The sequence below is a fragment of the Endobacterium cereale genome (assembly GCF_009617585.1).
In the GTDB taxonomy this organism is placed as follows: domain Bacteria; phylum Pseudomonadota; class Alphaproteobacteria; order Rhizobiales; family Rhizobiaceae; genus Neorhizobium; species Neorhizobium cereale.
The window spans coordinates 213,913-227,835 of sequence record NZ_WIXI01000043.1 but is presented as its reverse complement, the minus strand read 5'-3'; the positions used below and the strand labels follow the sequence as shown (position 1 = coordinate 227,835).

Sequence of the window (13,923 nt, the reverse complement as noted above, 5' to 3'; positions counted from 1 at the left end):
CTCATTTCAGCCGCGACACATAACGGGCGACCGAATGGTCGATCCATGTGCGCGAAACCTCCGCCCGTTTTCCATCCTGCGCTTCGCTGATGCGCAAAACCTGCACCGCCGGCTCTCCCGCCCGGCGTCCAAAAATTTCAGGCGCCCAATCCGGCACCGGATCGAGACCGATCTTGTCCTCCGCCCGCATGATCCACAGCCCGAGCACGCCGCGGTAATAGAGGTAAAGCGATTCAGACAGGTCTTGCGCGCTGATGGTTTCGACGTAATCGCCGTCCAGCCAGATTTCCTCCAGCGCCGCCACTTTGCCGGACAACCGGCGGACACGGCGGATACGATGGCCTTCGGGTGACGCGCCGAACTCCGGCAGTTCCGCAGGTTTTGGCAGACGCTTCACATCCAGAATGTCTGCCGTCGGCAGCCCGCCACCTTCCAGCAATTCCAGCCGGAACATCGCATAGACGCTTTTCGGATCGCTGACGGCGCGCACATAATTGCCCGAGCCCTGCACCCGCTCCAGCATTCCGCGCGATTGCAACTCCGCCAGCGCCTTGCGCAAGGTGCCAGTGGCGATACCGAGCTTCTCCGACATCTCCCGTTCCGGCGGCAGCTTTTCGCCATCGATCAGTCGGCCGCTGGCGATGTCGCGGATCAGAAGTTCGGTGATCTGCAGATAGATCGGCAAGCTGCCGGATGTCTGCTGCATGCCTTCTCCCATCCACGCGCAGCCAAATTGATACACTATTGATTTACATCAACCGCGATGTTACGCAATAGGCAATCGTCTCGGGGAGGAGAATTCCGATGACCGTTGTGCCAGTCCGATCCGCCGATCTCGACGCCTCCGAAATTTCTTGGTTTTCCGCGCTCTGCTCGGACGATTACGCCTTTCTCGGCGTGCCCGATGGCACCCTGCGCTCCAGCTTCGAACACTGTTCCGCTATCGTGAAAAAAGCGGAAACACTGGGCTTTCGCAACATTCTCTGCCCCTCCTCCTATCAGGTCGGGCAGGACACGCTGAGCTTTGTGGCTGCCTGCGCGCCGATCACGCAGAACATCAACATGCTGGCGGCGATCCGCTGCGGCGAAATGCAGCCGATCATGCTTGCCCGCACCGTCGCCACGCTCGACCACATGCTGAAAGGCCGCCTGACGCTCAATGTCATCAGCTCGGATTTTCCCGGCGAAGTGGCCGACAGCGCCTATCGTTATCGCCGCAGCCATGAGGTCGTGCAGATCCTGCGACAGGCCTGGACCCGCGACACGATCGATCACGACGGCGAGATCTACCAGTTCAAGGGCGTTTCCACCGAACCTGCCCGCCCCTACCAGCAGAATGGCGGGCCGCTGCTCTATTTCGGCGGTTATTCGCCGGATGCGCTGGAGCTTTGCGGGGCGCAATGCGACGTCTACCTGATGTGGCCGGAGCCGAAGGAACAGCTGGCGGAGCGCATGCGCGCCGTGCATGCCCGCGCCGAAGCACACGGACGGGTGCTGGATTACGGTCTGCGCGTCCACATGATCGTGCGCGATACCGAGCAGGAAGCCCGCGAATACGCCGACCATCTCGTCTCGAAACTGGATGACGAATACGGAAAACTGATCCGCGAACGCGCGCATGACAGCATCTCGCTCGGCGTATCGCATCAGGCGCAGGCGCGCGAACTGGCGGACCAGTTCGGTTATGTAGAACGCCACCTCTGGACCGGCATCGGCCGCGCCCGCTCCGGCTGTGGTGCCGCCATCGTCGGCTCAACGGATCAGGTTCTGTCCGAAATCGAGGCCTACAAAAGGATGGGCATCCACGCCTTCATCTTTTCCGGTTACCCGCATCTGGACGAAGCCGAGCATTTTGGAACCAAGGTCCTGCCACAGCTGAAAACCTGTTCGCTGCCACACGCTTATGGACGCGTGCCGTCCGAAACGCCAGCAACACCGCTCGGCATCGGAGAACGTCGATGAACATGGCCTTCACCGCCCCGAGCCCCGCGGAAACCGTGCTTGTTCCCGATCCTTCGAACCAGCGCGCCTACCGACATGCGCTGGGCGCCTTTACCACCGGCGTCACGGTGGTGACAGCCATGGCAGGTAACATGCCGATCGGCATGACGGTGAACAGCTTTGCCTCGATCTCGCTCGATCCGCCGCTCGTCATGTGGTCGCCGGCAAAAAGCGCTTCCAAACATCCCCTCTTCCTGCAGGCCGATCATTTTGCAGTCCATGTGCTGGCGGCCGAACAGGTTCACCTCTGCTCCGCGTTTACGCGCGGCGGCAGCGGTTTTGACGCCATGCCGTGGTCACGCTCACAAAACGGCGTTCCGATCCTGCAGCAGGTTCTCGTCCGGCTCGATTGCCGCCGCTCGGCAGCACATGACGCAGGCGATCACACCATCATCATCGGCGAGGTGCTGCAGGTGACAGAGCGCGAGGGCGATCCACTCTGCTTTTCGCGCGGCATGTTCGGACATTTCACCCGAACATCCTGATTTTTTCAGCCCGCCCGTCTCAGGTCAGCTGACCTGCATACGTCAACAAACGGAAACCGTTGTCATCGAAGACATGCAATGGCGGTGTCGTCAGATCGAAACGGACCTCGTCGCCAGCATTGAGACGCTGTTGTCCCGGCAGGACCGCAAGCATTTTTTCGCCCGCGATATCGCCATGGATGACGGTCTCGGAACCGAGCGCCTCGACCAGACGCACCTTGACCGACGGGCTCAGCGGATCATTGCTGACAACCAGATGCTGCGGCCGCACACCCACGGTCACCTTCTGACCGGAATTAAGCTTTGCCTGGCCAAGCCGGACCTGAACACGATATCCCCCGGCGACGGACAGGGACGCCAACTCGCCTGAAACCTCCACCACATCGGCCTTCAAGAAGTTCATGTGCGGCGCGCCGATAAAACCGGCGACGAACCGGTTGGCCGGCTCGTTGTAAAGCTCGAGCGGCGTGCCGACCTGTTCGATCTGACCGGCGCGCATCACCACGATGCGATGCGCAAGCGTCATCGCCTCCACCTGATCGTGGGTGACATAGATCATCGTGGACCCCAGCCGGCCATGCAGCGCCGCCAGTTCCGCACGGGTGGAAACACGCAATTCGGCATCGAGGTTGGACAGAGGCTCGTCCAGCAAAAAAGCCGTCGGGCGGCGCACGATGGCACGGCCGATGGCGACGCGCTGCCGCTGGCCGCCGGAAAGCTGGCCGGGACGTCGATCCATATAGGCCTCGATCTCCAGCATGCGCGCCGCTTCATTGATACGCTCGGTAATCTCGGCCTTCGGCATATTGGAATTTTCCAGCCCGAAAGCCAAGTTTTGGCGCACGCTCATATGCGGATAGAGCGCATAGGACTGGAACACCATGGCAAGGCCGCGATCGGCTGCCGTGACTTCGTTGACGCGTTTGCCGTCGATTTGGATCTCGCCGCCGGAAACCTTTTCAAGGCCCGCAATGGTGCGCAGAAGCGTCGATTTTCCGCAGCCGGACGGGCCGACAAAAACGACGAATTCGCCATCCTTGATATGCAGGTCGATATCCTTGAGGACCGCGAGTGCGCCAAACGATTTCTTGACGTCGGTGAGTTTGATTTCGCCCATCGTTGTCCCTTACTTCAGGCCGGTGCCGGCAATGCCGGTGGTGATGAAACGCTGCAGAAAGATGAAGACCAGCACGACCGGAATCATGGTGACGACGGTCATCGCCAGAATGAAGTGCCATTGCACATTGAGTTCGCCGGAATAGATGCTGAGACCCACCTGCAGGGTGTAAAGCTCACGCCGCGACAGCACGATCAGAGGCCACAAAAAGTCGTTCCAGCGCCATACGACCGAGAAAATCGCCAGCACCGCAAGAGCGGGCGCGGTCAACGGCAGCACGATGCGCCAGTAGATCTGCCATTCCGACGCCTTGTCCATGCGCGCCGCATCGAGCAATTCATCGGGAATGGTCAGCATGTATTGCCGCAGGATGAACACCCCAGTCGGTGTCGCCACCGTCGGCAGGATCACACCCCAGAGACTGTTGAACAGGCCAAGCGTCGAGATGATCGAATAAAGCGGCACCATGATCACCGACAGCGGCACCATCAGCGTCGCGAGGATCACCAGCATGGCGACCGACCGCCCCTTGAACTCGTATTTCGACAGCGCGAATGCGGCCATGGAATTGACCACGAGCGTGATCACCGTCGCCACCACCGTCACGAAAACCGAGTTCCAGAGATAACGCAGGAAATCGAAATGCACGAAGGGTTCGGTATAGTTGTTGGTGGCAAACGACATGATCCGCACCGGCGAACGGTCGTTGATATTGACCTTGACGATGTCTCCCGGCGCCTTGGGATCGACCATCTGCGCCACCAGCCCGATGCGTCGTACTTCAGCGAGAACCCGCGTCGAACCGTCCGGCATCTTGGCGTCGTAGAGCATCAACGGCTTGTCATAGCCTTCCACCGTCGCCTGGCTGGTGACATAGGGCAAGATCGACGGCGGAAATTCGGCGAGCGCCGCCGGTGTCTTCAGCGAGGAAAACATCAGCCAGACGGCCGGACCGAACATGATGATCAACCCGCCGATCAGCCAGACCCAGGTAAAGATATCGGTCCAATGCCAGCCCTTGCCGCTACCATGGGCGCCTCGCCGGCGCAGGATGAAACGCGCAACATTTCCCATCAGCGTTTCCCCTTGTTTTCGCCGCGTTTGCCGATGCCGAGCTGGATCAGCGTCAGCACCACCAGAACAGTGCCCATGAGGATGGAAGCGGCCGCCGCCAGACCCGGATTGCGCAGTGCCGAAGCAAAGCCGGTTTCATAGATATATTGGGTCAGGAAAAGCGTGCTGGTACCCGGTCCGCCGCCGGTCAGCACGTAGATTTCATCGAACACCTGAACCGACTTGATCAGCGCCAGCACCACGACGACCAGAAGGTTCGGCGCCAGAAGCGGCAGGGTGATACGCCAGAAAACGCGGGCCGGTCTGGTGCCGTCCATTTCCGCCGCCTCATAGAGATCCTTGGGGATCGCCTGAAGGCCGGCCAGAATGATCAGCGCGTAAAAACCCATATGCGCCCAGATCGAAACCCCGATCGTCGCGGCAAAGGTCCAGTCGCGGTCGGTCAGCCAGGTATAGGGGTCCATGCCGAACTGGTAGAGACCGAAATTGAGCAGGCCCTGCCGTTGCAGGATCCATTTCCAGATCAGGCCGACAACCACCGGCGACAGAAGCACGGGGAAGAAGAACACCGCACGCCAGAAGGACCGCGCGGCAAGCTCGCGATTGAGGATGAGCGCCGTGATCAGCGCCGTCAGGATCATCAGCGAGACTTGTAGAACCACAAACCAGAACGTGTTGCCGACCGCAGTCCAGAAGGCATCTTCCTGGCACGACATCGGATCGAGATAGTTCTGGCACTCGAACAGCCGGGAATATTGCGCCCCACCGATAAAATCGCGCTCGGAGAGGAAAAACGCGGTGCCACCGGTCATCGAGTAGACGAAGTTGATGACGAGAGGCAGCAGCACAAAGATGCCGAAGATCAGCATGTTCGGCGCCAGGAAAAACGCCGCCATGCCACCGATACCGGTCGCCTTCTGCAGGCGACGCAGCGGCGCATCGATGATGCGCATGACGGCATTGATGGGTGCCATGATGAGGCTGGAGAGAGATGGTGTTGTCATGCTTTGCTTGATCTCCCGCCGACTTCGCGTTTCGTGATTGGCCCCTCATCCGGCTACCGCCACCTTCTCCCCGTTCTGACGGGGAGAAGGGCGTTGTGGCACCTTTGTGCCCCAATTTCCGGACAGTAAGCGGGGCACGTCCCCTCTCCCCGCATGCGGGGAGAGGTGGAGCGCAGCAAGCTGCGCTTTGGGTGAGGGGCAGCTTCTTAGCCGTAGATGATGCGGTTACCTACCCGCATCCTTCACCTTCTGGGCGATATCCGAATCGATCCTCGTGAACGCATCATCGATCTTCATTTCGCCCGCCAGCGTCTGGCCGATACGGGTAACGATTGCCGCATAAACCGTGTCGGACCAGCGCCAGCCCGGCAGTTTCAGCGCGGCTTCCGATGTCGTCTTGGTGGAGTCGACGAACACGTTGAGCGCGGTTTTCGCCTGCGCATTGTCCGACTTGAAGTCGAGACCGCCCTTGTCGACCACACCCTTGTGACCGGGCAGGAACAGCGTGCGCTCGGAAAATTCCTTGACGATCTTTTCCTGCGCGAACCAGTCCATGACGACAGCCACGTCCTTCTGGTTCTTGGTGTATTTCACCGCAACCAGCGCTGCGCCACCCGGCATGCCGGTGCAGGCGGCCGGGCCGCAGGGGCTGCCGACAGCCACCCAGTCAAAATTGTTGCCTATCTTGGTAGCAAGGTTCGCCACCTGCCAGGAACCGGAATAATAGAAAGCGAGCTGTCCGTTGATGAAATCGTCAGCGGCCGCACGATAGGTGCTGCCGGCGGCGGATACCCAGACGTCCTTGCTGACGGTGCCGTCTTCAGCCCAGCCAACGAATTTCGTCAGATAATCCCGAGCGCCCTTGTCGAGCGGCGCAGGCTTGCCGTCAGAGCCGATATAGTTGGCGCCATAGGAGAGAAGCGGTGCGGTGATGCGATGGCCGGAGCGGTCGATCGCCATGGCGAACGGCACTTGCTGGCTTTCCTGTACCTTCTTGGATGCCGCAGCCCAATCTTCCCAGGTCGCCTTCGGGCCGGGGATCGGCACGCCGGCCTGATCGAACAGCGTCTTGTTGGCATAACCGCCGGTCAGCGTGATCTGCGTCATGAAACCGGAAATCTGGTTGGACCCATCCGGGCGCATCCAGTCGGCCTGCAGACCAAAATTGTCGTCCCAATATTTGGCGTCCTTCACCAGCGGGCGCAGGTCCAGCCAATGTTTGGACAGTTCCTTGATGGCGGTGACGCGGGCGATATCCGGGCCATTGCCGGCTTCCAGCTGCACCGGCAGCTGTTCCTTGATGACGCTATAGGCGACATTGTCGAGGATGACGTTGATGCCGGGGTTTTCCTTCATGAAACGCCCGACAAGGTCTTTCATCACCTCGCCTTCGACGCCATCGGAATACCACATGATGCGCACGTCACCGGCATGGGCCGACGTCGAGGCAAGAAGTGCGAGCGCGAGGCCCGTAAGAAGCGATCTGGTCTTCATGCGCATTTTCCTCCTCTGATGGACTAAGGCCTCCCAACCCGTCCGTTCACCACCCAAGCACCGGCCCGACATTCAGGCTTGCGATGCGCTCTCGACTTTGACGCCAGTTTCGGCGCCTCAGGCCTGAAGCAGTTCTGCCTCGCCCTTTACACTATAGTCCGACCGCGCGATGACGCGGCCTTCCGCCTCGACGCTGCCATCGGACAGGAAGCGCACGCTACCATATTCCGGATCTTCGACAACGATCGTACCATCGGTTGCATGCTTGGCCGCAAGGTCGCCGAACCGGTTTTCCACGGAAGTGAGGTCACCTGCCTCGCAGACGCGCACGATCCAGCGGGTTTTCTGCCCGTATTGCCGCAGTTCGGCACCGGCAGATGGGCCTTCCGTCGTCGCATGAAGCTCGGATCCGGCGCGCAAAAGCACCGCGCCGTTACCCGAGCGGGCGAGTGCCAGACTGCCCGAAACGCGACTTTCATCGAACTCGGCCACCGGGAACCAGGCATGGGTAAAGTCCGGCTGTTCCTCGTATGTGGTGAACTCCAGAACGGCCAGCCCGCGATATTGCTGCACGCGCGGAATGGTGCCGCAACCGCCCCAGTATGACGGACGCCCGTAACCGAACTGGATCGTCTCGCCCGGATGGTTGATCCAAATCGCGGCTTCCGGCTTGTTCCCGATGCGCAGGTGCAGCACGGTCTCCTGATAACCCCATTCGTCCCAGCGGTAATGCACCGTCGAGCCCATGGCGAAATTTTTGCCCTTGTAGTGATAGAGCGCGGCAAAGGATTTTTCGCCCTGCGCAAAGCGCCATTCCTGATGCTGATCGCCCTGATGATCGGCAATCGCTGCAAATTCTTCCGGGATGACCAGTCCATGGTCGCGCAGGCATACAGCCATCTGCGGCAGGCAATGCACGCGGCGACCGTAAAAACCCTTGCCCCAGAGCAGACGGGAAACGGCTGACAGTTCCAGCGAACGACCTGCACACAGCGTGTGTTCGTAGGAACGCCCCTGCGCCGCCGTCACCATACCATGATGGGCAGAACGCGCGATGATCTCCGCAAGCCGCACGATGCCGGTCTTGGCGCGATCGGCGATATCCTTGTCCGGAGACAGTGCCGCCAGCGCCGTCAGGCCCTTGAGGTCGATCGGGAAATACGGTGCGGAATTGAACTCCGCCATTTCCCAGTGTTCGAAATGATCGAGCCATGCCCGCACTCTCGCAGCACCTACTTTCGCCTGCTCCGAACCCTTGCGACCGGAACGAACGAACGTGGCGTCGGGCAGAAGATGACCGGCGAGATAAGCCGAGGTGTGGAACAGCAGCGCATGGTTTTCCGAAAAATACCACTGCACATCATTGCCCGGCTCATCCATCCAGTAACGATAGTTGAGAATGGCGGCATCGATGCGGGCGCGCGTCTTTTCGTTGATATCGCCGCCCCATGTGGTTCGCGACCAGATCAGCGGCACCAGCGAAAAATCGGCGCAGTCGTGGCAATCCTCGATCGACGGCAGGATTTCCTCGATCATCGCGTCGGTATCGGCACCACCACGACCGCTGGCCAACCGGGCAAAAGCGCGCACCGTATCGCGCTCGGAATAATCGGACACTTCGGTCAGCGTGTCGGTGATACGCTGCTCCAGCGAAGCCGAGGCATCACCCTGACGCGCCGCATGGCAGATTTCCACGCCGACGGAGCGCGAGGCAACAAAACCACCGGCATCCAGCGTCACACGCAGATGGCGAAAGTCCGCCGGCGCATTTTCGGATGCGCCAACATTGAGCGTGGCGACACCGGCGGCCAGTTCGAAATCGTAATCGAAACGCTCGCGCGACATGAAATCGCCTTCGATGGCGACATTCACCTTGGCCTCAATCGGCAGCGCCTTGGCAAACTTCACGGTAATATCGCCGCCAAAATAATGCTGGCGGTCGAGATGCATGCCATCCAGCGCCCCTTCCAGACTGTCCGCAACCGAGCCTTCCACGGGAACCGGCAGGGCGACATTGGCGACGGGACCGGAGAGATAATCGAACTGGTAGAAATAACGGGCGTCACGTTCGGCAAGATCATCGAAGAACAGCACGATCTCGTTCAGACCGGCGGTCAGCTCCAGCTCGAATTCCTGCTTGGCTTCGAGATTGCGGCTATAGGGCGCCATCCAGCCCACTTCCGAACCGTTCAGCCACAGAACCGCGCCGCCGCAGGTGCCGAGCCGGATCTTTGCGGTCCCCGCCGTTTCAGCCTCGATATAGGTGCGCGTCCATGTGGCGAGCCGCGTCGGGCGGAACCAGAAACCGGAGAGATCGAGCCGTGGCGAACCGAAAGGCAGCCACCAGCGCGACGCCTCGAATTCGCCGCGCACATCCGGCCGTTTGCCGCGATAGGTTTGTGCAAAGATCGTGCGGCAGGGATATTCGTGCGGAATGAAATTCTTCACTTTGGTGAGGAAGAAGAACGGATCCATCTCGCCCTTCATCGGCGCGTCGGCCACGTCGAACCGTTCCTCGGCGATGCGGCCAAGCTGCCAGTAACGCAGGGCGTCGCCCGGCCTCAATGTCTTGCGCATCCAGTTCTGTTGCGGGTTCATGCTCGCCTGCCGCCTTATCTGAGTTCGCTGAGGGCCACCGGGGCCACGTCGTTATATTCCTGGTTTTCGCCGGTCATGCCCCAGACGAAAGCATAGGCATCCGTGCCGGCGCCCATATGGATGGACCATGCCGGCGACAGCACCGCATCAAGATCCTTGACCAGCAGATGCCGGGTTTCGTCCGGACGCCCCATCAGGTGGATGACACGCTCTTCCGGCGCGAGATCGAAGTAGCAATAGGCTTCCATGCGCCGCTCATGCAGATGCGGCGGCATGGTGTTCCAGACCGAACCTTCGGCCAGATCGGTAATACCCATCAAAAGCAGGCAGGAGGGCGCCACCTGCGGATGGATATACATCCGCAAATTCCGCTTGTTGGAACGCTTTGCCTCGCCGAGATCAAGCGGCTTGGATTCTGCCCGTTTGATCAGCCGATGCGGGATATCGGCACCGGCCGGAACCGAGTTCATGTAGAACCGCGCCGGCGTCTCCGCCGAATGGCTGGCGACCGAAATTTTTTGCGCACCACGACCGATATACAGAATGTCTCGGTTTTCCAGCTCGAAATTCTGGCCATCCACCGTGATCGTGCCGGTACCGCCGAGATTGGCAATGCCCATTTCACGCGCCGACAGGAGATAAGGCGTGCCGATCTCCTCGCCCGAACCGAAGGTCAGCGCCGTCAAACCCGGCACAGCACCGCCGAGGATCAGCCGGTCGACATGGGTATAGGTAAAGCTCACCTCACCCGGACGAAAAAGGTCCTCGACCAGAAATTCCTTGCGCAGCCGTGCGGTATCGAATGTCTTGATGTCATCCGGGCCGGCGCCATACAGAACCTTCATCGTCATGTAGCGTCTCCTTCGACATGGCGCAGCGCCTCGGACAGGCAGAGGATCGCCAGCGCCTGCCCATAACCGGTGGGCTGGATCGGGATGTCGCGATAAAACTGCAGGTCATGGCCCATGCGGGTGCCGTAGGAAACGTTCAGCACGGTGCCTGTGTCATCGATATTGGCGAGAAGCGCCTCGACGGCTCGCAAACCGGCTTCTCGCCATTCCCGTGTTCCAATCCCCAGCCGATGCCCCTTGAGCAGGCCATAACCGAAACCGGCCGTCGCGGAAATTTCCTCATAGGAAGTCGGGTCGTCCAGCAAGGTGCGCCATGCGCCCGATCCGGTCTGCAGGGCGAGAAGCGCATCCACCTGCGCCACCAGAACGCCGGTCAAAAAGTCTTTCACCGCCACGGGCAAGTCGGCCAGATCGAAAAGATCCAGCATGCCGGCGGTGATCCAGGCATTGCCGCGTGCCCAGCGGGCTTCCGCAAAATTGTGGTGTCCCTGGAAGGTCCAGCCATGGAACCACAGGCCCGTCTTCCTGTCGGCGAGATAGCGGGTATGGACGAGAAACTGTTTGACCGCCTCATCGACCAGTTCGGTCCGGCCGCTGGCCTGACCATAGGAGGCCAGAAACAGCGCCACCATATAAAGCGTGTCGTCCCAAAGCTCGTCGTCATTGACCTTGTCGGACACGTGATGCGCAAAAGCGCCTTCGCGCGTGCGGCCCATTTCGGTGACGGCGCGGTTCGCCCACGCATCCAGCACCGGCTTCCAGCGCGGATCGCGGGTTTCGCGCCACAGAACCGAAAGACCCAGCATCGGCGCCGTCGTATTCACATTGAGTTTGGGAAGGCCAGCCTCGATACGGGCGGCATACCAATTCTCGATCAGCACCTTCAGGTCGTCGCGGCCGGTGAACTGCCACATCCGGATCAGGCCATAAAGGCCGACGCCCTGCGGCCATTCCCAGCTATCGAAGGAAATGTAATCGCCGGCCGAGCCATCGAGATTGGGTTCGTGAAAACGACCGTCATCGCGCAGACCGGTCATGCCGGTGACGAGCAGATCGAGTTTTTCACGGATATGCCGGGCTGAAAGGCCCATCGTCACTCCTCCTTCCACCCTCTTGCGAAGGCAGTCCTCCAATCCGCTTCTCCCGAGCGGTGATCGGATGTAAACACCGGATTTACGATTGCGCAATCTGAAAATTTTTTGCAGTCTGGTGACGATTACCGGAGAGAACCGATGGCGGACGCAGCAATTCCCAACAAGCGCGGCAAGAAAAGCCGGCGTGTGCGGCTGGAAGATATCGCTGAAAAAGTCGGCGTTTCGCTGAGCACGGTGTCGCGTGCCCTCACCGGCGAAAAAGGCGTGCGCGACGATATCCGCCAGCGCATTCTCGAAGCCGCAAAAGACGCCAACTATCCAATGCCCGCGCCCGTTCCCGGCAAAAAGATCATGATCGCCGCCTCCAGTGCGGCGATGATCGATTACGTGCGCAACCAGTTCACCCTGCATGTTCTGGAAGGCGCGCGCGACCGCGCAAAAATGCTCGGCCTCGACATCATCACCCGCCCGATTGCCGATGCCAGCGACGAACGCTCCGTGCTCGACGAGGCCGGCAGCGACCCCGACGTGACGGGCCTTCTGTTCCTGACGGTCGATGACGAACGCATGCTGGCCGCCACCCGCGCCTTCGACAAACCTGTCGTGCTGATCAATGGCGACGATCCGCATATGCGGCTTTCGAGCGTCACCCCCTGCAACCGCTCGGCAGCACAGCTTGCCACCGACCGGCTGCTCGATCTTGGCCACCGCCGCATCCTCTTCCTGATGCGCCCCGGCCGCCGCACGATCGAACGCCGCCAGGAAGGTTTTTGGGATGCGCTTCGCCATCGCGGCATCACCCCGACACCGGACATGACCGTCACCGTCGATGACTGGCTGCCGGAACTGGCCACACAGGCAATCACCGACCGCATCGCAGCCAATGGCCTTGATTTCACCGCCATCCTCACCGCCGGCGACAGCCTTGCGGCCGGCGCGATGATGGCTGTGCAACAGGCGGGTTACAGCGTGCCGGACGATGTGTCGGTGATGGGCATGGACGACCTGCCGCAGGCGGCCTTCCTCAATCCGCCACTCAGCACCGTGCATATTCCCATGCGCGAAATCGGCATGACGTCGGTCGATCTGCTGCGCGATCTCTGTTCCGGCGTGCCGGCGCTGTCACGCCGCATCGAGCTTGCCTGTCATGTGGTGGAGCGGCGATCTGTCAGCGCCCCGGCGGGGATGCGGTAGGTTTGCGGCTCATCCGGTTGCGTCCGTCGGAGCACGCCGCAAAATGTTTCTTATCCGGCTCGCGGTCGCTCCGCCGGCTTCCGTTAAATAGAAAAGACGGGGACGTTAAAACCTGCCTGATCCCGCCGCGTGGGCAGCAATGCACCACAAGCGGACATATAGTCGCTCCGAACATTCTACACGCTGATTTTCCGGTTCGGATGGTTGCGATAGTCAGCAGCCACCCTATCCTTTCATGGAATAGATCGGCTGGTGGCACTTCAATTTTTTGTTCGCGTGGTTGAGAGCGGGAGTTTTCGCTTAGGACGCTCGCGAGCTTGGCGTCGGACAAGCTATGGGATTTCAATGACTGAACGATGGATCAAGCCGCTTCGAGGCGGGTGGGCAGATAAGACCGTTTGCGACGCCATAGAGGCTTGGGAAGAGTCGAGTGGCATCCGCCTCCCAGAAGATTATCGCGCCTTCATGACGCGATACAATGGCGGTCGGGTCTACCCACTCATGTTCACGCATACGGCGCGTGAGCCAGGCGACGCGCCAAATCCGACAGAGCATTTCGTTGACCCCATCAATGATTGGGACCGGGTCGTGACCTGGCGCGCAGAACTTGGTGACCGGCTTCCGAAGCAATGCCTAGTCATCGGTAGAGACCCCGGTCTTATCGAACTGATCCTGTCGCTCCGACCGGACGATCATGGCCACGTCTATAGCTGGGTGCACAATCTCGGCGGAGCTTGGTCGTCTTCCGAGAATGACTATCTCTGCCGGCAGGCCCCTTCATTCCGCGCCTTCATCGAGGGTCTTTTTGAGAACGAAGACAAGGATGGCCACGATTATTGGGACATGCAACCAAGGGAAGAAGAAGCCTGCCGGCTGGAGTTCTAGGTGCGATTACAGGAAAACAGCGAATGTACCCAGATTATGCAGTGTCCTTGCAACAGCCCAATCGCAGCACTGGTGCTTCTTGCGAAAACCGTTCCAAAACCTCTGCGTCGCCTCTCGTTCTATTTC

At 60.2% G+C, this 13,923-nt stretch carries 12 protein-coding genes; 4 read left to right on the top strand and 8 right to left on the bottom strand.

The features are described 5' to 3' along the window. Position 1: 1 nt before the first annotated feature. The gene (locus tag GAO09_RS13640) at positions 2-706 is read right to left on the bottom strand and encodes a GntR family transcriptional regulator (RefSeq protein ID WP_153354541.1); all 705 of its coding nucleotides are present in this window, start codon (positions 704-706) and stop codon (positions 2-4) included. A 98-nt stretch (positions 707-804) separates the two neighbouring features. Between GAO09_RS13640 and GAO09_RS13635 the strand changes: the two genes are divergently transcribed. After that, complete coding sequence (locus tag GAO09_RS13635; protein WP_153354540.1) at positions 805-1,962, top strand: LLM class flavin-dependent oxidoreductase; 1,158 nt, start codon at positions 805-807, stop codon at positions 1,960-1,962. After that, positions 1,959-2,486, top strand: coding sequence for a flavin reductase family protein (locus tag GAO09_RS13630; RefSeq protein ID WP_153354539.1), 528 nt, complete (start codon positions 1,959-1,961; stop codon positions 2,484-2,486). The genes GAO09_RS13635 and GAO09_RS13630 overlap by 4 nt, the downstream gene beginning before the upstream one ends. A 19-nt stretch (positions 2,487-2,505) precedes the next feature. On the opposite strand, the gene GAO09_RS13625 is transcribed toward GAO09_RS13630, so the two are convergent. The 7 genes from GAO09_RS13625 to bglB all read right to left on the bottom strand — a co-directional run bounded on the left by GAO09_RS13625 (position 2,506) and on the right by bglB (position 11,715). Next, positions 2,506-3,603 (bottom strand): ABC transporter ATP-binding protein, encoded by a 1,098-nt coding sequence (locus GAO09_RS13625; protein WP_153354538.1) that lies wholly within the window; start codon positions 3,601-3,603, stop codon positions 2,506-2,508. Positions 3,604-3,612: 9 nt separating this feature from the next. Then, on the bottom strand, positions 3,613-4,677 hold the full coding sequence (locus GAO09_RS13620; RefSeq protein WP_153354537.1) for a carbohydrate ABC transporter permease: 1,065 nt from the start codon (positions 4,675-4,677) through the stop codon (positions 3,613-3,615). Continuing rightward, complete coding sequence (locus GAO09_RS13615; protein ID WP_153354536.1) at positions 4,677-5,681, bottom strand: carbohydrate ABC transporter permease; 1,005 nt, start codon at positions 5,679-5,681, stop codon at positions 4,677-4,679. The genes GAO09_RS13620 and GAO09_RS13615 overlap by 1 nt, the downstream gene beginning before the upstream one ends. A gap of 225 nt (positions 5,682-5,906) precedes the next feature. Beyond that, positions 5,907-7,175: an ABC transporter substrate-binding protein gene (locus GAO09_RS13610; protein WP_153354535.1), complete on the bottom strand. Its 1,269-nt coding sequence runs from the start codon at positions 7,173-7,175 to the stop codon at positions 5,907-5,909. A 117-nt stretch (positions 7,176-7,292) separates the two neighbouring features. Continuing rightward, positions 7,293-9,773: a hypothetical protein gene (locus tag GAO09_RS13605; RefSeq protein WP_153354534.1), complete on the bottom strand. Its 2,481-nt coding sequence runs from the start codon at positions 9,771-9,773 to the stop codon at positions 7,293-7,295. A 14-nt stretch (positions 9,774-9,787) separates the two neighbouring features. Beyond that, positions 9,788-10,624 (bottom strand): 5-dehydro-4-deoxy-D-glucuronate isomerase, encoded by an 837-nt coding sequence (gene kduI / locus GAO09_RS13600; protein WP_153354533.1) that lies wholly within the window; start codon positions 10,622-10,624, stop codon positions 9,788-9,790. Next, a complete protein-coding gene (bglB, locus tag GAO09_RS13595) occupies positions 10,621-11,715 on the bottom strand; it encodes a beta-galactosidase BglB (protein ID WP_153354532.1) in 1,095 nt (364 codons plus the stop codon). The genes kduI and bglB overlap by 4 nt, the downstream gene beginning before the upstream one ends. 141 nt (positions 11,716-11,856) lie before the next feature. Between bglB and GAO09_RS13590 the strand changes: the two genes are divergently transcribed. Beyond that, on the top strand, positions 11,857-12,912 hold the full coding sequence (locus tag GAO09_RS13590; protein ID WP_153354531.1) for a LacI family DNA-binding transcriptional regulator: 1,056 nt from the start codon (positions 11,857-11,859) through the stop codon (positions 12,910-12,912). Between the two features lie 345 nt (positions 12,913-13,257). Then, a complete protein-coding gene (locus GAO09_RS13585) occupies positions 13,258-13,797 on the top strand; it encodes an SMI1/KNR4 family protein (protein ID WP_153354530.1) in 540 nt (179 codons plus the stop codon). Positions 13,798-13,923: the final 126 nt, after the last annotated feature.